At 39.3% G+C, this 23,503-nt stretch carries 23 protein-coding genes; all 23 read right to left on the minus strand.

What is annotated here, in order from left to right; translation table 11 throughout:
- Positions 1–12: 12 nt before the first annotated feature.
- The gene (locus OS138_RS04175; protein WP_002288338.1) at positions 13–1,134 is read right to left on the minus strand and encodes a Nif3-like dinuclear metal center hexameric protein; all 1,122 of its coding nucleotides are present in this window, start codon (positions 1,132–1,134) and stop codon (positions 13–15) included.
- Entirely contained in the window at positions 1,131–1,832 is a 702-nt protein-coding gene (locus tag OS138_RS04180) for a tRNA (adenine(22)-N(1))-methyltransferase (protein ID WP_002300656.1), read from the minus strand. Before OS138_RS04180 ends, OS138_RS04175 begins: the two co-directional genes overlap by 4 nt.
- 143 nt (positions 1,833–1,975) lie before the next feature.
- Entirely contained in the window at positions 1,976–2,416 is a 441-nt protein-coding gene (locus OS138_RS04185) for a hypothetical protein (protein ID WP_002323022.1), read from the minus strand.
- A gap of 128 nt (positions 2,417–2,544) precedes the next feature.
- On the minus strand, positions 2,545–3,471 hold the full coding sequence (dnaI, locus tag OS138_RS04190; RefSeq protein ID WP_002288331.1) for a primosomal protein DnaI: 927 nt from the start codon (positions 3,469–3,471) through the stop codon (positions 2,545–2,547).
- Complete coding sequence (locus OS138_RS04195) at positions 3,471–4,844, minus strand: replication initiation and membrane attachment family protein (protein ID WP_002300664.1); 1,374 nt, start codon at positions 4,842–4,844, stop codon at positions 3,471–3,473. Before OS138_RS04195 ends, dnaI begins: the two co-directional genes overlap by 1 nt.
- A 22-nt stretch (positions 4,845–4,866) precedes the next feature.
- Positions 4,867–5,358 carry a transcriptional regulator NrdR gene (gene nrdR / locus OS138_RS04200; RefSeq protein WP_002288327.1) on the minus strand — a complete coding sequence of 164 codons (492 nt, stop codon included), beginning with the start codon at positions 5,356–5,358 and terminating at the stop codon, positions 4,867–4,869.
- Between the two features lie 311 nt (positions 5,359–5,669).
- Complete coding sequence (locus tag OS138_RS04205; RefSeq protein WP_002288325.1) at positions 5,670–6,002, minus strand: hypothetical protein; 333 nt, start codon at positions 6,000–6,002, stop codon at positions 5,670–5,672.
- 51 nt (positions 6,003–6,053) lie between these two features.
- Positions 6,054–6,683: a dephospho-CoA kinase gene (gene coaE, locus OS138_RS04210; protein ID WP_002288324.1), complete on the minus strand. Its 630-nt coding sequence runs from the start codon at positions 6,681–6,683 to the stop codon at positions 6,054–6,056.
- Positions 6,647–7,483, minus strand: coding sequence for a DNA-formamidopyrimidine glycosylase (gene mutM / locus OS138_RS04215; protein WP_002300666.1), 837 nt, complete (start codon positions 7,481–7,483; stop codon positions 6,647–6,649). The genes coaE and mutM overlap by 37 nt, the downstream gene beginning before the upstream one ends.
- Before the next feature lie 44 nt (positions 7,484–7,527).
- Complete coding sequence (gene polA, locus OS138_RS04220) at positions 7,528–10,173, minus strand: DNA polymerase I (RefSeq protein ID WP_002303538.1); 2,646 nt, start codon at positions 10,171–10,173, stop codon at positions 7,528–7,530.
- A gap of 125 nt (positions 10,174–10,298) precedes the next feature.
- Positions 10,299–10,982 carry a Bax inhibitor-1/YccA family protein gene (locus OS138_RS04225; RefSeq protein ID WP_002296397.1) on the minus strand — a complete coding sequence of 228 codons (684 nt, stop codon included), beginning with the start codon at positions 10,980–10,982 and terminating at the stop codon, positions 10,299–10,301.
- Positions 10,975–11,460: a MaoC/PaaZ C-terminal domain-containing protein gene (locus OS138_RS04230; RefSeq protein ID WP_002296398.1), complete on the minus strand. Its 486-nt coding sequence runs from the start codon at positions 11,458–11,460 to the stop codon at positions 10,975–10,977. The genes OS138_RS04225 and OS138_RS04230 overlap by 8 nt, the downstream gene beginning before the upstream one ends.
- A gap of 670 nt (positions 11,461–12,130) precedes the next feature.
- Positions 12,131–13,465, minus strand: coding sequence for a UDP-N-acetylmuramate--L-alanine ligase (murC, locus tag OS138_RS04235; RefSeq protein ID WP_002296400.1), 1,335 nt, complete (start codon positions 13,463–13,465; stop codon positions 12,131–12,133).
- Positions 13,466–13,595: 130 nt separating this feature from the next.
- On the minus strand, positions 13,596–14,357 hold the full coding sequence (locus OS138_RS04240) for a YdcF family protein (protein ID WP_002296401.1): 762 nt from the start codon (positions 14,355–14,357) through the stop codon (positions 13,596–13,598).
- A gap of 15 nt (positions 14,358–14,372) precedes the next feature.
- Positions 14,373–14,855: a SprT family protein gene (locus OS138_RS04245; protein WP_002296402.1), complete on the minus strand. Its 483-nt coding sequence runs from the start codon at positions 14,853–14,855 to the stop codon at positions 14,373–14,375.
- A 19-nt stretch (positions 14,856–14,874) separates the two neighbouring features.
- Positions 14,875–17,055, minus strand: coding sequence for a Tex family protein (locus OS138_RS04250; protein WP_002296403.1), 2,181 nt, complete (start codon positions 17,053–17,055; stop codon positions 14,875–14,877).
- 143 nt (positions 17,056–17,198) lie between these two features.
- Complete coding sequence (locus OS138_RS04255; RefSeq protein ID WP_002296404.1) at positions 17,199–17,930, minus strand: metallophosphoesterase; 732 nt, start codon at positions 17,928–17,930, stop codon at positions 17,199–17,201.
- Between the two features lie 68 nt (positions 17,931–17,998).
- Positions 17,999–18,940 carry an oxygen-dependent tRNA uridine(34) hydroxylase TrhO gene (trhO, locus tag OS138_RS04260; RefSeq protein ID WP_002296405.1) on the minus strand — a complete coding sequence of 314 codons (942 nt, stop codon included), beginning with the start codon at positions 18,938–18,940 and terminating at the stop codon, positions 17,999–18,001.
- 179 nt (positions 18,941–19,119) lie between these two features.
- Complete coding sequence (locus OS138_RS04265; RefSeq protein WP_002296407.1) at positions 19,120–19,488, minus strand: lactoylglutathione lyase; 369 nt, start codon at positions 19,486–19,488, stop codon at positions 19,120–19,122.
- 610 nt (positions 19,489–20,098) lie between these two features.
- Positions 20,099–21,490, minus strand: a complete 1,392-nt coding sequence (locus OS138_RS04270) for an L-cystine transporter (RefSeq protein WP_002295194.1) — start codon at positions 21,488–21,490, stop codon at positions 20,099–20,101.
- A gap of 212 nt (positions 21,491–21,702) precedes the next feature.
- Entirely contained in the window at positions 21,703–22,089 is a 387-nt protein-coding gene (locus OS138_RS04275; RefSeq protein ID WP_002291995.1) for a DUF1149 family protein, read from the minus strand.
- A 55-nt stretch (positions 22,090–22,144) separates the two neighbouring features.
- Complete coding sequence (locus tag OS138_RS04280) at positions 22,145–22,768, minus strand: HAD-IA family hydrolase (RefSeq protein ID WP_002295196.1); 624 nt, start codon at positions 22,766–22,768, stop codon at positions 22,145–22,147.
- Positions 22,769–22,831: 63 nt separating this feature from the next.
- Entirely contained in the window at positions 22,832–23,500 is a 669-nt protein-coding gene (locus OS138_RS04285) for a 2,3-bisphosphoglycerate-dependent phosphoglycerate mutase (RefSeq protein WP_002295197.1), read from the minus strand.
- Positions 23,501–23,503 lie beyond the last annotated feature (3 nt).

Genomic DNA, 23,503 nt, shown 5'->3' on the forward strand with positions numbered 1-23,503 from the left:
TATTCTCTCCTTTTAATTAAATTGAAATGGGTTTGTATTTGTTTCAGAAACGAAAAAGTTAATATCCCAATTTTCTTCTTGTTTCCAAGATTCAAATTTCTCGATAAATCGTTGCTTGCATAACGATTCAATATAATGACCGGGATCAATTGCGATCAACCCAGCGCTTTGCATATCATGAGCCGTATGATAATAGATATCTCCCGTGATATAGACATCTGCTCTTTGGGCGATTGCTTGCGGATAAAATTTTTCACCGCTTCCACCGCAAATCGCAATGCGCTTCACAGAGGATTTTGCATTTTTTGGCTGGACTATTCTCAGTCCATCTAGTTGGAACGCTTCTTTTACTTGTTCTACAAATGCCTCTATAGAAATTTCTTGCGGCAATTCACCTACTCGTCCTAACCCAAACATTTCGACTGGTTCATCTATAGCGAAAAGATCATAAGCAGGTTCCTCATAAGGATGAGCTGACCGCATGGCTTGAATCACTTGTTTTTCGATAGTTTCCGGCAAAATAACCTCAACTTTTGCCTCTTGAACTTGTTCTGTCTTCCCTACTTTCCCAATCGCTGGTTGTGCACCAGCTTCCGGAGTAAATCGACCGTGTCCAATCGAGGTAAAACTTGTACCGGTATAATCACCTTGTGTACCAGCACCAGCTGCAGCTAATACTTCACGCATTTTCTGTGCATGATCCACAGGTACATAAACGGCCAGTTTTTTATAATGAATCTCATGAGTCTTTACTAAATAACTCTCCACTTCAATACCGAGAAGTTCACAAAACCAGTCATTCAGTCCATCCCAAATAATATCCATGTTCGTGTGTGCTGCATAGACGGCAATATCATGTTTCAACAAATCTGCATACATTTTTTCTTGTGGCTGATCAGTAACCAGCCGTTTTACAGGACGAAAGATTGGAGGATGTTTAGCAATCAGCAAATCGATTTTTTTCTTGATTGCTTCTTCGACCACTTCTGGACGAACGTCTAATGTCATCATTACTCGTTGGATTGGCTTATCCAATGTTCCGATATGCAGTCCGACTGGGTCTCCTTCTTCAGCTAGCCACTGAGGACAATAGCTTTCAAACTTTTGGATGAAGGTGCGTCCGCTGATTGTCATGTCTTTAAAACCTCCTCAATCATTTGGATTTCCTGCTCGATTTGTTTTTGACGTGTCTCTTGATTAGCTGCTTGTTTGAGCTGTTCACGGATAGCTTTTCTTTGTTGAAGCTCTCTTGTCCATTTTGATTTGAAGATCTCACTTTTCTCTTCAAGCAGAAATGGCCCGAACATCAGCTCCATTTCATTGTAAGTAACTGGTTTTTGTTCTTTTTCGGCTACAATGATTTCATATATTTTTTTATTTTCTTCAAGTATTTTTTCTGATTGGATTTTATACTGATTTTCTTGCAGCCAAGATCGTAATGTACGCTCTCCGATGTTTGGCTGAAGGATCAAACGTTCTTGTCCGCTTAAGCGTTGATTCAACTTGCCAGCTTCTAGGATATCTCGGATCAGTGAACCTCCCATACCCGCAATCGTGACAGCTGTAATACCATCTTGTGGCTGGATAGCATCTAGACCATTTGCAAGGCGTACGGTGATACGGTCTTCTAATCCATCTTTTTTGACTTGCTTACGTGCTGATTCATAAGGACCTTGAACGACTTCACCAGCAACTGCATATTCGATTTTTCCTCTTAATATCAATGCAACGGGTAAGTAAGCGTGATCTGATCCAATGTCTGCTAAACGAGCGGATTCAGGAACAAAGTCACCCACTGCCGCTAAGCGCTGAGATAAATCTAAATGGTTCATAGCTTCACTCCTTCTAGATAATTATAGCATTTTCCAAATAAAATAAGGAGACTAGGAATAAAAAAATTCCCATATCTCCTTAAAAAATATACCTTTTCGTTCTATAAAACAACATTTTCTTATTTTTGAAAAAATGTTGTTGGTTATTTGTTCAATGAAACATCAATAATCGAATCTCCAGGAACTTGCGGTGGGATAGACATCGTCATGATCGGCATCTCAACTAATGTAAATTGGACTTTGTCACCGATTTTCAATTCATTTATGTCCACGCTTATTTTTTCAGCAGTAGCATTTAAGATCACTCCGTCATTGCTGAATGACGTTCCCATATTCGCTGGATCTTCTTTGGCCATGACATCGACGAGTTTCAACTGAAGCGTTTCTTCTTCTGCTTCTACTTGAGTGATACTTTCAATCGTTCCAACAAATATGCTTTGTCCCTCCGTTTTCGTACTGCTTGTTTTTACTGTTTGACCCGCATCAATCGAATCAACAGAACCTGTGTTGCTATCTGCGCTACCGCAGCCTGCTAAAAGAAAAAATAGACCAACTACAGATATACTAGAAAAAATAGCCCTCATAAAAAATCCTCCGTTTAAGTTTCTGCATTACTTGTTGCGGTGATTGTCTCCGGTCATTTCTGTCCATATAATGATTCGCTGACCTGCTTTTACTACTAGGTCAAATGTCAGTTGGACTTGTCAACTGTTCAACCATTGCGTCGGTTGCGACCAGTCATTTCGATTTCTTTTGTCAAATAACGTATGCGTTCCATTATCCGTTTCGCTTTTAGCGGCTCTTCATCTCCACGTTGAGTGACGGACAAATGCTGTTCCAATTCATCCATTGTAAAATTCGATGAGAAGAAGGTTGGTAACTGTTCCTGCATCCGATATTGAAGGATAACACCGAATACTTCGTCTCGTATCCAACTACTCATCGCATCTGCACCAATATCATCGATCATCAAAATAGGTGAACGTTTCACTGCATCTAACTTTTCTGCCACTTGATCTTTTCCGATTGCCTGTTTCATCTCAACGGCAAATGTCGGAAAATGGACTAGCGTCGTGGTGAATCCAGCAATCGCTAATTCTCTCGCTGTTGCTCCTAATAAATATGTTTTTCCAATACCAAAACTTCCTACTAGATACAGTCCTTTATGATACCCTTTTGGATCAGCAGTATATTTCTCTACAAAATCTAGGGCTTCTAAGCTCGCATATCCTCGTCCATCTGTACGTTCAAAGTTTTCAAAAGAAGCCGATTGAATATCTTTTGGCATATCCATTGCTTTTACTCGGCTTCTGATTTCTTCTTGTCTTTGCCGTGCTAACAATGCTTCCGTTGGTACATAAGTGACATCCACATAATGAAAATTCAATGTCAGCTTCGGCTCATAGCCGGGAGCGATCATCGTTGGATCGTTTTTTTGATATTTACGCTTTTCTTGCACGAATTCATACAATTTGGCGTAACTTTTTTCAATATCCGCTTGTGTCAATTCTTCTTGGTGTGCGCTTAGAAAAGCTTGAACATCCGCATCATTTAAGACTTCAGCGATCATTTCAGCATACTTTTCTTGATAATTGCGTTTGCTGATGATCCTCTTCAATTCTTTGCCTACGTCTTCCACTAGATGTCACCCTCCTTTTTTGCCAGGTATTCTTTAAAACGGCGGTCAATCTCTGCTTTTTTCTCGCTGCTGATCTGTTTTTCATCTTTTGGCTGATTGACCCAATCAGGAAGCTTTTCCCGCCGAACATTTCGCTTGCCATTTGGATAATTTGTTTGCTTCTTTTGTTTTGATTGTTTTGCTTGATTGCTTATTTGCCGAATATGCTGAATTGCTTCTTCTGCTGTGGCGATTTTCTTTTGTGCCCATTCATTTGCCACTGTATTCACATAACTAGCATTTAAGCTAGCATTATTTTTGATCACCAATACATAATTCAACAAAACATTGATCACGCTACTGGAAAGACCTGATTGAGAAACAAGATCTTGCAGTAACCAGTTTTCTTGTTTAGAAACATATCCGCCTTTTTCTGACTTGATTGCTTCCAGATATTTCATCGGTGGAATGCTCTGTGCTTCTTTTATCAGCTGAAGCGCTGCGTTTGTCAAATGTTCGTTTGACGAGGGTTCATTACTGTTTTCAGAAACCGCAACTGTTTCTTTTGTTTGCTTCACCGGACGTCTCTGCATTGCCAAAATGGCTTTTTGCAGTTCTTTTTCAGATACTTTTTGTTCACTAAAGTCATAAGATTGACTGATCAGTTCGCCAAGTGTCAATTCATCGAAACCGTAAAGCTGATGATACATGTCGACTTGTTTGATGATTGGATCATCAAGACTTGCAATATGTTTTTTTGCCAGCCAATCATTCAAAAACTGCCAATCGAATGTCGAATCTGCTTCAAGTAATGCTACTGATTCAGATTCTTCAAAAGATTTATTCAGCGATTCGATGTTTTCTTGATTAGCAGCGTACACTGCTTCATTGAAGCGATAAACATCTAAAAATTTTTTTGTGATTTTTTGATATCCCTCTGCTGTATGCCTTTTAGGTTCAAACAATTGGGTAAGCTTCTGGAATCGTCGTTCACCAACTTTTTCCAGAAGAAGAAAAGCCAGAACAGAGTCTTTGAAAAATGCTTTAGGAATGAGTGGTTCTAACAGCTCATAAATAAAACGAGGTCCCAGATCACTATCTTCTTTAAAATAAACATCCAGTAAGCCGATTCCTTCTAGCTTTTTTCTTGCATCATAAAATTGCGGGATACCGCAGCCTAGACTACTAAGCAGATCTGCATGCATCCCTTCAGGACCTTTGCCAGATTCTTGAGAGATTTCTGATAACAGGGTGAAATAGATACTCAAGGCTTCTCCGCCGATTAGTGGCTGATAAAGATACAGCAAGGCGTTCTTGCTGTCTTCTCTCAGCGGAGCCGCTTTTCTTCCTTGGTAAATATTTTTTGGTTGAAGCTCTTTCCAAGCATTTTCCAAGGAAATGCCTCCTTTTTGTTTCTTAATTGTTTTCTTTATTATTCTCTTTATTATTTTCTTTTGCTTTATCCACGATATCTTGCAACTCTTTTAAGAAAACAGACATATCTTTGAACTGGCGATAAACACTTGCAAAACGAATATAAGCGATTTCGTCTAAATCAACTAAATCTTCCATCACATATTCACCAATTAGATTCGTCGATACTTCGTTTTCTCCGAGACTGCGTACGCGGTTTTCGACATGGTTGACGATTTGTTCCATTTGTTCCATAGCTACAGGTCTTTTTTCTGCTGAACGGATGAGTCCTCTTAAAATTTTATCGCGATTGAACTCTTCGCGTTCCCCGTTTTTCTTGATTACTAATAACGGAGCAGCTTCAATTCGTTCAAATGTAGTGAATCGGAACGAACAATTCTCACATTCGCGACGGCGACGGATCGCACGTCCATCATCTGCTTGACGGCTGTCGATTACTCGTGAATTATTATGTTGACATCTGGGACATCTCATTTTGTCTCACCTCTTGCATCGCATTTTATATAAAGGATGTGTCTTTCTTTACAACTAGTTGTATTATAACACGAAACAAATCACAAACGCGACTGTCCTACCCAAAAAACACGGATATAAGAACAATTTTTTCTACTTTCATGCGTAATTGTGTCCCCTGTCCTTACTAAATTTCAATTTTCCAATACTGATCACCTTGATTACTGAGAAATAACTTACACAAAAGCTGATTTAGTCATCTAGCACAAAAAACTTGAAGCAGATGAACACCTTCTCATCTGCTTCAAGTCACATCTCGATTTTTTACTATTTTATAACTTCTCTTCGATTCCTGTATAGTGTTTCATTCGCTGTTCCTCGATTTTTTGCTCATCGGGAATGTGGTCACTTTCTGGGAGCGGTGTTTTACTACGATCAGGTGTCGGATTTTTTCGTTCTTGAGTCAAATCTTGCCGCTTCGCTTCTTCTTCTGCCTGCTGGTCTTCTATTTCATCGATTCTTGCTTGGTACTGCTTTTCTTTTTCTTCTGCTGTTTCTGATTGCGTACGACCTTCATCGATTAGATTTTCTTTATTGAGCATCTCGCCGATTTTTTCTTTTGCGTTACCTACGACTTTATCCTTTTGATTTTTTAATGATCCCATCGCTATCCCTCACTTTCTATATACTCAGGATAGCAAAATTGACACAGATACTCAAAGAAAGCGATTAGCAAAAAGCCAATTTTCGATTTGTCCCACAAGTTTTTCTTTTGTTCCATTGTTGTCGAACAAAATATCCGCACGCTGCTTTTTTTCTTCGATTGGAAGTTGACTACTAATTCTCTGCTGCGCTTGTTCTAGCGTCAGTTGATTACGTTTCATCAAACGCTGAAGCTGAGTTTCTGGCGTAGTATAAACGACAGCTACTGCATCCATATAGTGGTCATAATGACCTTCGTAGAGCAATGGGATATCTACAATTACTAAAGGATGATTGGAACTTAGAGAGGCGATTTGATCTTTTATCGCTTTTCGGATAAACGGATCTAATAGCTGATCAAGTTTTTGCCGTTTTTCCTTTGATGGAAAAACAATCATCCCAAGTTTCCCTCGATCTAGTTGCCCATCAGGCTGCAATACCTCTTGGCCAAACACTGATACAATTTTCCTCAGAGCAAGCGTTCCAGGCTCAACAGTTTCTCTGGCAATCACATCGCCATCGATCAAAGGAAATCCATGAGACTGAAAGACTTTGGCTGCCGTACTTTTACCGGTAGCTATTCCACCCGTCAAACCTAAAACAAATCCTACTTTGCGATTTTTAGCCTTTGACAATTCGGACAATAGTGCGTCCCCCTTTGTGCCACTTTTGTTTTCACGATCGGCGTTCCACAACGTATACATGGTTTGCCAGTTTGCTGATAGACATGCAGTGCTACTTGAAATCCGCCTGATTCTCCTAATGCATTCAAATAACTGCGAATCGTGGTACCTCCGGCTTCTATTGCACGATCCAAAACATCAATGATCGATAGACGTAATTGTTCTACCTCTTTGGGGCGCAGTGTGTTCGCCGGTTGTTCTGGATGGATCTTCGCTTCCCATAATGCTTCATCTACATAAATATTACCTAGACCAGTCACTAGACGTTGGTCTAGCAGCAATGGCTTGATTGCTTTGTGGGACTTTTTCAGTCCATTTGCGAAATCTGCTAATAAGAAGCTATCTGGCAAAGGCTCAGGTCCCAATTTCATGATTCCTCGGTAAGTTGCACTTGCTCCTTTTTCGACGATTGTCATACGACCAAATTTTCGTACATCGTTGTAGCGAAGTTGGCTTCCATCCTCAAAAAAGAAAAGTACATGCGTATGTTTATCGATTGGTGTATTTTCTTTCGTAAATTGATATTTTCCTTCCATTCGCAAGTGTGAGATCAGTTCATAATGATCGAGATGAAAAATTAAAAACTTCCCTCTACGTCCAATGGATTGGATGGTTTCGCCAACAAGAGAAGCCTCAAAGATGGGTGTCTCTGGTTGCTCGATGATCTTGGGCCACAAGACCTGAACTTTTTGAATCGTTTTTCCTACTACTAACCGTTCCAATCCTTTACGAACGGTTTCTACTTCTGGTAATTCTGGCATTTTTTCTTTTCACCTTCATTATATTGCTCTGTCTTAAACAATGTTTATTTTGCTTCGTACCACGTTTTTCCCCAACTGCTGTCAGTGATCAGTGGTACATGAAGAGAAACAGCTTGTTCCATAACTTCCTTCACCAATTTATCTAATGATTCAAGTTCTTTTTCCGGTACCTCGAAGACAAGTTCATCATGAACTTGTAACAGCATCGTAGCTTGAAGACCTGTTTCTTTTAATCGTTTATCCAATTCGATCATCGCGATTTTCAAAATATCAGCAGCACTTCCTTGGATTGGTGTATTGATAGCTGTTCGTTCCGCAAAAGAACGGATATTGTAATTTCTTGAATTGATGTCTGGCAGATATCGACGGCGGTGATACAGCGTTTCGACGTAGCCTTGGTCTTTTGCTTCGCGTACGATTCTTTCCATATATTCTTTGACACCTGGGTATTTTTCAAAGTACGTATCGATGTATTGCTGTGCTGCTTTTCGGCTGATTCCTAGATTTTGTGAAAGTCCGTAATCAGAGATGCCATACACGATACCAAAATTCACTGCTTTTGCCTGCCTACGCATATTTGGTGTGACATCCTCTGCCTTTTCGATTCCAAATACACGCATCGCTGTGCTGGCATGGATATCTTGACCTTCTAGGAAGGCAGCTTTCAAATGTTCATCATTTGAGATATGCGCAAGTACGCGTAACTCGATTTGTGAATAGTCAGAAGAATAAATCAGCCAGTCTTTTTCTCTAGGAACAAATGCCTGACGTATCTTTCTCCCTTCATCTAATCGAATCGGGATGTTCTGCAAATTAGGATCAACAGAGCTTAATCGTCCTGTTTGGGTCAATGTCTGGACATAACGGGTATGCACTTTTCCATCTGATTGGATCACTTTCAGCAGTCCCTCGACATAGGTAGATTGAATTTTTGCAATTTGACGATAGGTGAGGATATCCTCTACGATTGGTGCTTGTTCACGAAGCTGTTCCAGTACATCTACGGCTGTGGAATATCCAGTTTTTGTTTTTTTGATAACGGGTAATCCCATTTTTTCAAATAAGATCACTCCTAATTGCTTTGGTGAATTCAAATTGAATTCTTCGCCGGCTTCTTCGTAGATTTTTTGTTCGATCTCTCTTAAGCGAGCAGAGAACTCGCCCTTCATTTCTTGTAAGCGAGTCGCATCTACTTTGATCCCGCTTATTTCCATCTCTGCCAAAATGATAGACAATGGCAGTTCCATTTTCCGGAAAAGATCTTCTTGGTTTTTATCTGCCAGTTCTTGGCTCAATTTTGGTGTCAACGCATTGATTGCAGCTACTTTTCGCGCTAAATGAGCAAAAAAGAGTTCCTCTTCTTCTGGTAAACCTTTTTTCGCCCCTTTGCCGTATACAGCTTCATCTGATTGGATATCGTTGTATCCGTAATGAGCAGCTATTCCTTCGATATCTGTGCTTTTTTCATTCGTATCGAGAAGGTATGCACCTAGCAAGACATCAAAATCGATTCCTTTCGTTTTTCCAGTATAGCGGTTTAAAGCAACATAAGTTCGTTTCGCATCATATACTTTTTTCAGCCGAGTCGGATCAGTGATCCAAGAATGGAACGCTCGGTTTTCGAATACAGATAGATCGTTCGTGACATAAATTTTCTTTTCTGTCCCCCACGCTACTCCGACGATTTCCTCTGTATGATAATTGTCGCCCATCATTTCCACGTACAACGCCATATCCGTAGTAAACATTTCCTCTTTGAATTCATGAACGACTTCAAACAAAATATCATCCATTTTTACTTCTTCTTCTACGATATTCAATTTAGAAAGGAACTGATTGAAATCCATTTCTTTATAAAATGGAACGAGTTTATCGAGATTTTTCCCTTCATACTTCAATGAGTCGATAGAGACATCCACAGGCGCTGAAGTATTGATGGTCGCCAATTTTTTCGATAAGAAAGCCTGCTCTTTGTCATTTATCAGATTTTCTTTCATTTTGCTTTGCTTCATTTCATCGATATGTTCATAAATTCCTTCGACTGAGCCATATTGTTTCAATAGCTTGATAGCTGTTTTTTCACCGATTTTAGTCACACCGGGGATATTGTCAGAGGCATCTCCGGCTAGTCCCTTCATGTCAATAATCTGTTTTGGCGTCAACCCATCATATTTTTCCGCTACATGTTCTGGTGTATAGCTTTCGATATCGCTGACACCTTTTACAGTGATATCCACTTTTACTTCTTTACTAGCTAATTGAGTCAAATCCCGATCACCTGAAAGCACGACGACATCAAATTGATCTTTGTCTACTTTTTCTGCCAAAGTACCGATAATATCATCTGCTTCATAATTGGGCAATTCGTAATACTGTACCCCTAGTCCTGTCAACAAATCACGTATATATGGCATTTGTTCTTTGAATTCGCCAGGTGTTTTGGATCTTCCACCTTTGTACTCCGCATACATTTCTGTCCGAAAAGTCGTTTTTCCTGCATCGAACGCAACCAGAACATGAGTCGGTTGCTCTTTTTGCATAACATTTTCAAACATCGTATTGAATGCATAGATTGCATTTGTATGAAGACCGTTTCTATTTTTGAAACGTTCAAGAGAATTGTGAAGCGCAAAGAATGCGCGAAAAGCCACACTGTTCCCATCAACGAGTAATAATTTATTTTTTGTCATCTTCTTAACTCCTTACTGTAAAGTTCTTATTCATTCTAACAAAGAATCCTGCGGAATGCGAAAAGAAAAAGCGGGACCATACCAAATAATTCGGTATAGCCCCAACTGATGAATTTTTTTCTTTTTTAGTTGTTCCGTCCAAAGATTCTCAGAAACGCCAAGAACAAGTTGATAAAGTCCAAATACAGCTTCAATGCCATGAATACAGCAATTCCACTATGTGCTGTTCCGTTTGTCTGGACATAGATATTACGGATGCTTTGGTTATCATAAGCTGTAATCCCTGCAAAGATGACGACTAACAGTAGGGAGATGAACAGCTCAACTACGCTACTTCTCAAAATGAAGATGTTCAAGACTAGTGCAATGATCACTCCGATTAAAGCTGCCTGTCCTGCTCTTCCAACCCCGCTAAGATCTCTTTTTGTTGTTACTCCGACAACAGACATCCCCATGAACATCAAAGTAGCTGTCAAGAAAGCTTGCGTTACTGTTCCAATATCGTAGTATGCAAGAGTAACCGCTAATGTTATGCCATTCAAAAGAGAGTAGGCAATAAATCCACCGATTGCTAAGCTCGGATTCTTTTGTGCTTTTACGCCTAGAACCATTACTAAAATCAGTTCAACGATCCACAGACCCACAAAGCCTAGTGGAAAATTATTGATAAAAGTTGCTAATTGCAAAGGAAATACCCAAAGAGCCAAGTAAGAAGTGACTGCACTAAGGGCAAGTCCCATACCTAAAAATCCATAAACTTTTGCATAAAAACGATTGATACCTGACATTGATGTACTTGGATTATTCATTCAATTCACCTTCACTTTCGATTGCTATTTCCAATTCAGGAACTTGTGGCGGTTGGACCATAACGACAGCATCCAACACACGATCTTCGTTCGTATTCTCCGCTTCTACAGAAATCGTCACCACATCCTTCATCTTATCTACTTTTATGACCTCAAACTGAAAAGTCAGTGTTTCATAATGGAAAACCGGTTCAATAAAATTGACAGAAAAATTGACAACATGTGATCCTGGTCCAGGAAGATGCTTTGAAATTGCACTTGTGATGATCCCCATCAGCATCACTGATGGAACGATTGGCTGTTGATATTCTGTTTTTTGTGCAAAGTCATGTTGGATATACAAAGGATTTGCATCATTCGTCAATCCCAAATACAGCAAAAGCTGGTTATCTTCAATAGATTCTGTTAAGGATAACGAGTCGCCTTCCTCGATTTCATTTATTGTTTTTCCTAGTTTTCTCGGCTTACCTATGTTCAAGATAGAAACCCTCCAGTTTATTTTTAATCATACATTATTGTACCAAAAGTAGCGTAAAAGGCAAGTTCTGCTCCCTTGATTTAACAGATTCCTATAGTTTACAGAGGTCGTGAAAAAGCTGTCCTGCATCAAATAATAAGAACAGCCAAGAAAAAACAGCTTCTCATATTTTTCATTTGGCTGGACTTATTACCGCAGATGCAAGCTTTTGAACACCGTTTATCTGAGGTCGTGAAAAAGCTGCCCTGCATCAAGTAATAAGAACAGCCAAGAAAAACAGCTTCTCATGTTTTTGATTTGATTGGGCTTATTACCGCAGATGCAAGCTTTTGAACATCGTTTATCTGAGGTCGTGAAAAAGCTGTCCTGCATCAAGTAATAAGAATGGTCAAATAAAAATAGCTCCTCATATTTTTCATTTGATTGGGCTTATTACCGCAGATGCAAGCTTTTGAACACCGTTTATCTGAGGTCGTGAAAAAGCTGCCCTGCATCAAGTAATAAGAACAGCCAAGAAAAACAGCTTCTCATGTTTTTGATTTGGTTGGGCTTATTACCGCAGATGCAAGCTTTTGAACACCGTTTATCATAAGTTGCAAAAAAGGGGGATTGGCAAGATTTTTGCCACTCCCCCTCTTTCTATTTTTATAAGGACACTGCAGTAATTGTATTACAGTACATTTTTCGTCGTGCTGCTTAAAAGTTTTTCATACGCTTGTTCAAATTTTTGAACATCTCCAGCACCCATGAAGATTACTACTGCATCATGATAATCTAACAATGGAGATACATTATTTTCTTTGATGACTTCTCCACCTTTTTTGATTTTCGCTCCAAGGTCTTCAATCTTAACGTTTCCTTGTTCTTCCCGAGCCGAACCAAAAATATCGCATAAGTAAACTTTATCAGCTAAATCAAGTGCTTCTGCAAATTCATCCATCAATGCAATCGTACGCGTAAACGTATGGGGTTGGAAAACTGCAATTATTTCTTTATCTGGATATTTTTGGCGTGCGCCATCAATCGTTGCTTTGATCTCTGCAGGGTGATGCGCATAATCATCGACTACGGTCATGTCTGCTACGATCTTTTCACTGAATCGACGTTTTACTCCTGGGAAAGTCAGCATTTCTTCTGCAACTTCTTTCAGATCCAGTTTTTCGAAATAAGCTACTGCAATAACACCTAAAGCATTTAAGATATTGTGTTTACCGAATGCTGGTACAGTGAAGTGCCCAACAAATTCATCCCCATGATAGACATCAAAAGCAGAACCAGAAGTTGTGCGTTCGATGTTTCGTGCTTGGATATCATCGTTTTCTGTGACACCATAATAATAAATCGGCACATTTGCTTTTAATTTGCGTAAATAAGCATCGTCACCATACGCAAAAATAGCTTTTTTCACTTGTCCAGCCATTGTTTGGAAAGCTGTAAATACATCGTCGATACTTGTATAATAATCCGGATGATCAAAATCGATATTGGTCATGATTGCATAGTCTGGTGAATAGGCAAGGAAATGACGGCGATATTCACAGGCCTCAAATGAAAAGAATTCCGCTTGCGGATCACCATGTCCTGTTCCATCTCCAATTAGATAACTTGTTGGACGGACACCACTCAATACATGAGAGAGCAGTCCAGTCGTACTTGTTTTTCCGTGAGAGCCTGTTACAGCGATACTCGTATAATTTTGGATAAAATGACCAATAAAGTCGTGATAGCGAATCACTTCCAAACCTAATTCTTTTGCTCGCTGGATTTCTTCATGTGAATCAGGAAATGCATTTCCTGCAATGATCGTCATCCCTGGTTTTACATTATCTGCGTTAAATGGCAGAATCGTGATATTTGCTTTTTCTAAATCTCTTTGTGTAAAGAAATATTTTTCAATGTCTGATCCTTGGACATTTAGACCTTGTTCATGTAAAACAAGAGCCAAGGAGCTCATTCCTGAACCTTTGATACCAACAAAATGATACAATTTATTTTGATTTTCCATTTGAATCCTCTTCTCTTATCTAGCGTCCATTCTTTTAGCTATTACATTCAACACGCTCCTCATTATCTTATAAACGATTGAAAATTTCAACCAAATTTATTTGGAAAGGAGGATTCGCTTGCTAAAATGGTCAAGTACGGGAAAAATCCGTTTTTATTGACTCTTTAATTCTGGTGTAAGAAGACCAAACTTCCTCTGATATATCAATGTGAGGAATAAAATCTTTTCCTTTCGGACCATAGCCGTTCTCATCGTCATGGAGACGTTCCATTTCTCCTAATACTAGCGCATGGAAATATTCCTTAGGCCATTGATGATTCAGTTCTTTTGCTGTAAAGATGATCTCTTCAGAAAAGTGAAGGATTTCCGGCACAAATGGCACAGCATTCGCGAAAATAGTTTGTTCATTTTGCCATACTTTCTCAAAAGTTGCTCGAGTCCTGCGTTGCAGTGTCGGATCATTCATCAATAAGATTTTTTCTGGTACAGCTCCTAAGGAATGAAGAATCTCCAGTGAAAAAGTGGCGTTCTCTCCAGAATTTGTAGACTTCGATTCTATCAGAAAAGCCTTATCGGGCAAATCATAGACTTCTTTTAGATACTGACGACAGATTTCACTTTCACTCATGCCATCTTCAAAATGAAATCCTTGCTTTTCAAAATTCTCATAAAGGATTCTAGTCGCATGCCCCACCCCTCCGACCAAAAACAATTGATCTACTTGGCCATTTAAATACATTTGTGCTGCTTTATCAGCTAAGATAGGAAGACAGTTTCCAGCTAAAATAAGTGTAGGTGCCGTCAGTTCCTCAAAATTTCCCTCTTCAGGTGCGGCTAAAAAATTTAATAGCTGATTCCAGTCTTTTAGATTCCTCTGCTCACTTTTTTCCAAAGGCCTTCTATCCTTTCATCTGATTTTTTGTGCTTCATTAAAGTCTTCTCTTTTTGTCTCAATCCATTTGATTTCTCCATGACATCTTCCACAACGATATTTGCGTACATCGATTCTTCTCTTGCGGCAGATCGTGGCAGAACAATCTTGGCATCGATAATACTCCATCTTTATCTGTTTCTTCGTCAAGGCTGGTGCATAGCGCAACCCTCCTGTTTTTTTCAAAAGATACTTGAAATCCATATCTTTATGCTGATACCCTCTTCCAGCTAGATGAAGATGATAATGGCAAAGTTCATGTTTGATGATTCCTGCAATCGTCTCTTCGTCTGACTCTTCAAATAGCTTCGCATTAAAATCTAAATGATGATCGTTTAAATGATAGCGCCCGCCAGTTGTACGTAAGCGTGGATTGAACATTGCTTGGTGCTTGAAAGGAAGCTGGAAGCTTTTTAATGATATCTCTTCTACTAACTGCTGCAGTTCTTCTTGTGTCAATTTTTGTTACTCCTCATTGTTACTCTTCATAAGGGGAAAGCATCGTCAAACTGATTCTGCCTTTTTTCGTATCGACTTGTTCTATCCAAACTGTTACGATATCTCCTACTGACACGACATCTGTAGGATGCTTGACGAATTTTTTGCTGAGTTTCGATATATGGACAAGTCCGTCTTGCTTCACACCGATATCAACAAATGCGCCGAAGTCAATGACATTACGGACCGTTCCAGTCAATTCCATCCCTGGTTTCAAGTCTTCCATACTCAATACATCTGTACGTAATAAGGGCGCTGGCATCTCATCACGCATATCTCGTCCAGGTTGTGTCAGCCCAGCTAAAATATCGGCTAACGTTTCTTCTCCGACTGATAGGCTTTCAGCCAGTTTCTCTACGGATAATCGTGTCAATTTTTCTACTGCTTCTTCTGTACCAAGCTCTTTTTCTGAAAGTTGGACTGAAGTTAATATTTCTTTTGCAATAGAATAACTTTCGGGATGGATACCTGTGTTGTCCAAAATGTTTTTCCCACCAGGGACTCGCAAGAATCCGATTGCTTGTTCATATGCTTTTGGTCCTAAGCGTGGCACTTTTTTCAATTGAGTTCGTGCGGTGAATTCTCCGTTTTCTTCACGATAAATGACAATGTTTTGGGCAGTTGTTTTATTCAATCCTGATATATGCTGCAAGAGCTGCGGGCTTGCTGTATTCACATCCACACCTACTTGGTTAACCGCTGTTTCCACAACAAAATCCAATTGTTCAGCCAAACGTTTTTGAGAAACGTCATGTTGGTACTGGCCTACTCCGACAGCTTTAGGATCGATTTTGACTAATTCAGCTAAAGGATCTTGCAGGCGACGGGCAATAGAAACAGCACTTCTTTCTTCAACTTGTAGATGCGGAAATTCTTTTCGTGCAATTTCGCTAGCGGAGTAAACAGAAGCGCCTGCTTCGTTGACGATAGCGTAATAGGTTTTATGGTCGGCGGATTTCAACTGCTCAGCCACAAAAAGTTCAGATTCCCGACTGGCTGTACCATTTCCGATAGCTACCATATCTACTTGATATTTATTAATTAATTGGATAAAAGCTGGTCCAGCAGCTTCTCTTTTTGCTTGCGCTGCAGGTTTATGAGGATAAATAACTTCGATTGCTAAAACTTTCCCTGTCGCATCTACGACTGCTAGTTTACATCCAGTACGATAAGCCGGATCAAATCCCAGGACAACTTTACCTTTTAGTGGCGGTTGCAACAAAAGATTACGGAGGTTTTCGCCGAAAATAGCGATTGCTTGCTCATCTGCCTTTTCAGTCAATTCATTGCGCAGTTCTCGCTCGATTGCTGGCTGAATAAAGCGTTTATAACTATCCTGATAGGCTTCTCTGACGAATGAAGAAGAAGGAGAGGCAGGATTTTTGACTATTTGGCGATCCAAGTAAGCTAAAATTGCTGCTTCATCTACTTGAAAGAATACTTTCAGAATATCTTCTTTTTCTCCACGATTAGTAGCTAATATTCGATGAGAAACCATTTTATGGACGGGTTCTGCAAAGTCATAATACATTTCATATACGCCTTTTTCATCTGCTTGCTCATCCTTGACATTGCTGACATACATACCTTTGTTATACGTATAAGACCGAATCCAAGTCCGAAATTTTGCATTATCGCTGACTTGTTCAGCAATAATCTCATGAGCACCGTGCAACGCTTCTTCGGCAGAAGAGACTTCTTTTTCTTTGTCAATATATTTTTCTGCTTCAGATTGCACCTCTCCATCTGTAAGCTGCATCAGCCACTTCGCGAGTGGTTCAAGTCCTTTTTCTTTAGCAATCGTTGCTTTTGTCCGTCGTTTTTGTTTGTATGGACGATACAAATCTTCCACTTGTTGCATTTTCACGGCTTGGGTGATTTCTGCTTCTAACTCGGGAGTCAGTTTCCCTTGTTCATCGATTAGCCGAATCACTTCAGTTTTACGTTTTTCTAAGTTTTCAAGATAGGCATACCGCTCTTCGATTTCACGAATCTGGACTTCATCAAGACTTCCAGTCATTTCTTTTCGGTAACGCGCGATAAAAGGAACAGTGTTTCCTTCATTTAACAAATTAAGTACAGTAGTCAACTGCTTAGGACGATAGTCTGAAAGTTCTTTTTGTACAAGCTGAATGATCGTCTGGTTCAAATTTTCCGTCATTAAAATGCCTCTTTTCTGCTAAAAATTGCTTCTTTATTCTATCATACTTTTTATCCTGGGTTAAACTACTGAAAGAAACAATATTCTCTATAAAAATAAAAAGAGCCGCAACAAAGTCACAGCTCCTTCATTCTTTCCATTAGTCAGATTCCATGCCAAGGTCCTTCGTTGTTCTGATATTCAATATCTTGAAGAATACCTTCCTTGTCAAAAACAACCCCATGCAATGACCCTCCGAATACAGCCCCACCGTCCATTCCGATTTTATGATCCTGAATCCAGAGGTCTGTTGTCTGCATATCTCCATGGAGCATTGGTGTAATCGTATGTCCAAATACAATTGTCTTACCTGTATTGTTTTTCCCTTCATGAAATGGTTCCCTTATCCAAATAAAGTCTCTTAGACTTGTCTTACGCCAGTCTTTCTTTGTCAAATCCACACCGGCATGGACAAAAAGATAATTTTCCCATTCATAATACAAGGGGCGCTGGACTAAAAATTTAATCAGTTCTGAATATCTCGATTGGATCATCATCGAGATTTCAGTTGGGGAGTATTCCTCCGATGCCCCTGGGTGAATCAGGCTTTCAAACGTTTCTTTTCCACCATTTCTCATATAAGGCGCATACCAGTCCTCCGGTGATTGCAGAAATTGCAAAAAATATTCTTCATGGTTTCCCCGGAGGTAAATGGCTCCTGTTTCTTCGACTAATTGCTTTCCTAATAAAAAACATTCTTTTGTACGAGGACCTCGATCATTGAGATCCCCTAATAAAACAAGCTGATGGATCTTTGGATCATAATAGTGAATAAGTTTTTCAAAAAGCTCATGTTTGCCATGGACATCCCCAATAGCATAAATCAATGATTTCATGTGGATCACCATCCTCAACGCTAGTATAGCGCATATTGGAAATGGTCGACAATCAAAACTATTGTTTTCTATTTAATTAAAGCTGTAAACCGCAGTTCTGCTTCTTCTGGAGAGATTCCATGGTCTTGAACATAGCGATTGCGCGGATGTTTCGCACACTCTATGCTACATGCTCCTAAATGTTTTTCTTCATTTTCAATGGAAGCAAGAATCTGACGATTGCACTCAGGATTGCTACAATTGATATATCGTTCACATGGTGTTCCGTCAAACCAGTCGCGACCGACGATTTGTTTATCTACTTGGTTGATATCGACAGCGATCCGTTCATCAAACACATACATCTTGCCGTCCCATAATTCTCCTTGGACTTCAGGATCCTTACCATAAGTAGCAATACCGCCATGCAGCTGTCCGACATCTTTGAATCCTTCACGGACAAGCCAACCAGAAAACTTCTCGCAACGAATGCCACCAGTACAGTAGGTCACTACCCGTTTTTCCATAAATTCTTCTTTGTGCTCGCGGATCCAGTCTGGAAGCTCTCGAAAACTGCGTATATCTGGGCGTACAGCCCCTCGAAAATGTCCCAAGTCATATTCATAATCATTCCGTGCATCAATCACCACTGTCTGTTCATCTAAAATAGCTTCTTTAAATTCTTGCGGTGAAAGATAGGCACCTGTCACTTGGTTTGGATCAATGTCCTCTTCTAGCTTTAAACTTACAAGCTCTGGACGGTATCTTACAAACATCTTCTTAAAGGCATGTCCTTCGCTTGGATCGATCTTGAACATCGTATCAGCAAATCGAGGATCAGCTTTCATTGCTTTCATATAGGCAGTCGTGTTTTCAACGGTTCCAGACACAGTACCATTTATTCCTTCTTCAGCTACTAGAATACGACCTTTAAGATCCAAAGATTTGCAAAAGGCTAAATGATTTTTGGCAAATTCCTCTGGTTCTTCGATTTTTGTATAATTGTAATAAAGCAGTACTTGATAATCCATGTATTTCTTCCTTCCTTCTTTTCGTTCCTAAACAGTATAAAGAAGGCGTTCGCATTTGACGATTTATTTGCTTGTGTATAATTACGCATGGAAAGTTTTTTGTTTACATAATATTATTATTTGAATTAAAAAGACTTCGCTTTCCTGTTTCGCACAGAAAAACAAAGTCTTTATTTCTATTATTTACCTGTAACCGCAAAGTAGTTGCCATCGGGATCAGCAAAGTTAAAGACATATTCTTCTCCAAGCTGTACCATATCACCTAATGTGACTGATTGCGTCTGCATTTTTTTATATAGTCCAAAGATATCTTTACTGTAAAACATCAAAGATGGGGCACTAGTAGCTGTGCCAGGTGAATGGGACTCAACAAATGCTCGATCATATAACAGAAATGAGGTTTGACTGTCCTCAACTCCTACTTCAATTATAAGCGTCCCATCCATTTCTTGACGATCTTTTTCCGCAAAGCCAACTGCTCTCCAAAACGTTGCATTTTTTTCTACATCGTCCACATAAAGCATGATTTTTATTTCATTCGTAAACATCTGTTTCCTCCTAAACGATCTGTTCTAACATTCTCAACTTTGTCAGTTTACCATAGGAAAATGGGAAAATCTACGAAAGCTCTCAACAGAATCGTCCTACTTAAATACGCTTTTCTTTAATAATAAATAAGTTGGTTGTTTTTGTTATTTACGCTTTCACTTTTCGGAATAAATAATGTGTATTTATATGGAATAAATAAAAAAAGAGGTCGTGACTAAAAACAAGTCACAACCTCTGGTAAACGGTGTTCTCCTGACAACTCCTCGGTCACAAGACACAATATTCAACAAACATGAGAAGCTATTTTTTGAAATTGCTCTTTGTGACTCAGAGTGAAACGGCAGGCTCACGACCTCTTTCTTAAACGGTGTTCAAAAGCTTGCATCTGCGGTAATAAGCTCAACCAAACGTAAAATATGAGGAACTATTTTTGTTTGGCTGTTCTTATTACTTGATGCAGGGCAGCTTTTTCACAACCTCTTATTCACGGTGTTTCAGAAGTAGCTTCTCGGAAATAAGCCGAAATTTCACAAAAATTTGAGAAACTATTTTTAGGAAACTTCTTCTTATTTCTTAAAGCTGACCACTTCTATCACAACCTCTTTTTGACTATGCATTCACATCGATCACTTTAGAATCATCATTGATGACATCGCGATCTAAATCTTTGATGCGTGCACTTGTCACGATACCAGCTACCATGCTACCGCTGACGTTTACTGCTGTACGTGCCATATCGATTAATGGTTCAACAGAGATAACTAACCCAACGATTGCTACTGGCAAGTTCATTGCCCCTAAAACGATCAGTGAAGCAAATGTTGCGCCCCCACCGACTCCAGCTACACCAAAAGAACTGATTGTTACAATTGCCACAAGCATCAAAATAAATTCCAAACTAAAGACATTCACTCCAGCTGCTGGTGCGACGATCGTTGCCAACATAGCTGGATAAACGCCAGCACAGCCGTTTTGTCCAATAGACAAACCAAAACTTGCTGAGAAATTAGCTGTTGCATCATCTACTCCTAAAGCTTTTGTCTGAGTCTCGATATTCAATGGCAAAGCTCCAGCACTTGAACGTGAAGTAAACGCAAAGCTCAATACCGGAAAGGCTTTTTTGAAATAGTTGATTGGATTGACTTTTGCACCAATCAAAATCAGTGAGTGGACAATCAAAACAGCAAGCAATGCTACGTAAGAAGCAACGACAAATTTACCTAAATTGACGATAGCTGCAAAATCACTTGTTGCCAAAACGTTTGTCATCAAAGCAAATACTCCATAAGGTGTCAAACGCAAAACAAGCGTCACGATCCGCATAATGATTTTATACAGACTGTCGACTAAATCTGAAAAGAATGCTGCTTCTTTTGGCGCTTTTCTTTTCACGCCTAGATAAGCGATTCCGACAAATGCCGCGAAAATAACGACTCCAATCGTACTTGTTGCACGACTACCTGCTAAATCAGCAAAAACGTTTTTAGGGATAAAGGATAAAATCTGCTGTGGAATCGATAAGTTTTCAACTGTTTCCTGACGTGTTGCCAGTTCAGAGATTCGTGCTGTTTCTGCAGCTCCTTGTGTGAATTTAGCTCCTTGGAGTCCGAACAGCATTGTTGAACCAATTCCGATCAATGCTGCAATAGCTGTTGTTCCAAGTAAAGAAGTCAATACAGTCGCACTAATTTTCCCTAGCTTTTCAGAAACTTTCATTTTTGTGAATGCACCAATGATCGAAATAAACACTAAAGGCATAACTAGCATTTGCAAGAATGATACATATCCTTGACCTACAATCCCGATCCATTCCATTGATTGAGTAACGACTTTGTCGTCTACACCAAAGATCAATTGAAGCAGACCGCCAAAGACGATACCAACTCCTAATGCTGTAAAGACGCGTGTTGAAAATTTTGTATGGCGCTTTTGCATACGATAGAACACATATAATAATGCCGCAAAAACTAGAACCACTAAAACTGTGATGAGTGTTGTCATTTTTCTCCTCCTCATATTATTAATGACAAGTCCATCGAAGGAAGTAAAGGTTCCCGAGAATGATTCTTCAACCATCCTCCTGAAAAAATTTTTTTCAGTGACTTTTATATTTTAGACGATTTTTATCGAAATGACATTCTTTTTGCTTACAATTAGTAATAAAAAAACATACCTGTGATAGCTTTAATCTATCGCAGGTATGTTTTTACTGTCTATTCTTGTTTTTCTGATTGAAAATTCAATTTTACCCCAGGCTGATCTAAGGCGATCTCTGTCACCTCATAAGACATTCGGCGTACGATATCGAATAACGGTGCTACTAGCTCGTCCACTTCTTCTTGTGTGACATCATTTTGACCTTCAATTTTCCGATTGAGGATATGATTGATCTGACTCACACTTCCAGATAAAACATATGTATCAAACACTAAACGGAACTCTAAGCGTGCTCCTACGATGCTATGTTCTTTCGGATAGTTTTCGATCGTTTCTTTTAAAGGCGAGAAGCCTACTTTCAAATCTGTTTCTACTTCTTGGTTCGGCAATCTCATATCATAATGAAATGCTTCTACAACTTCTTTTTGTCTTCTGATTTCCATATAATTTTATCACTCCTTTATGAAAATTATAACATATCTCCTTTGAAAGGGGATACTACTTTTTAATGATGCTCTGCAAGGTAAGGATTTCATTCAGATTTCCTACCACATAATCTGCCGGGATCTCACCCAGAAAATGATCGATGTCGTAAAGACAAGTAGCGACTCCTGCATTTTTCCCTGCTTCGATATCTAAACGACGATCGCCGATCATCATCGTGTCTGTTCTTTCTAAATGAAAAGTATCGATCAAATAATTTAAAGATGCTGGATCAGGTTTACGAGGAAAGTCCTGATCGATCCCTACTACTTCCTCAATCAGATGTGCCAATCGATGTTCTTTTAACAGGCCCCATGTTGATTCTGTCAAACGGTGGGTCAGGATGAAATGACGACCGCCGTTGTCTTTTAGCATTTCCAGTACTTGTTTCGTTTCTGGAAATGGACGGGAAACTTCCGTACTTTCTTTTTCATATCGGTGAAATAATTCATTAAACTCTCTGGCATTCAAGTTTGATTCATTGATCAAATAACTAGTAGAATACTTTTTCATTTTGAAGTAGATTTCTTTTTTGTCCATACTGATACCAAAATCTTTTAGTGCTTGCCATGCACCATCTACCATTGCGGGATACGTATCAAACAATGTACCATCAAAGTCCCATATATAATTTTTCATGTTCCTTTTGTTCCATTCCTTTGCTTCTTTTTTCTATCTCTCACTTTTAGATAAAGGTGTTCTTTAAAGTATTTTTTTGTCCAGAATTGTCAAATCATCTGCTAATGTATACTGGATTGGTTGTGCATTTGGGATATCGATCGTATCCATTTGATCTTCAGGAACATCTTCTAAATATTTTGTCAGTGCTCGGATGCTATTACCATGACCCACAACTAGTAAATCTTGCCGATCTTTTAGTTTTGGTGCTAGATGATCTTGCCATAAGGGAATGATCCGATTCACTGTCATTTCCAGACTTTCTCCGTATGGGATCAAATGCGGATCCAAGTGATCATATCTGCGGTCAAATCTATTTTCTGCGGTTAACGGCGGAACTTCCGTATATCCTCTGCGCCATGTTTTTACTTGATCTTTTCCGTATATTTCTTTCATCTTATCTTTGTTTTTACCCACAAGATCCCCATAATGCCGTTCATTTAGACGCCATGTTTTTATTATAGGAAGCCATAACTGACCCATTTCTTCTAGTGCGACTTGTCCGGTAAGAATCGCACGTTTCAAAACAGAGGTATAAACGGCATCGAATTGAAGTCCGGCTTCAAGCATTTTTTGACCGGCAACTGCTGCTTGTTCTTTTCCTTTTTCTGTTAAGGCGACATCTAGCCATCCTGTCCAGTAATTTTCAAAATTTGCTTCGCTTTCGCCATGACGTAATAATACTAATTTCATTCT

The organism is Enterococcus sp. E5-37 (assembly GCF_035726925.1).
In the GTDB taxonomy this organism is placed as follows: domain Bacteria; phylum Bacillota; class Bacilli; order Lactobacillales; family Enterococcaceae; genus Enterococcus_B; species Enterococcus_B faecium.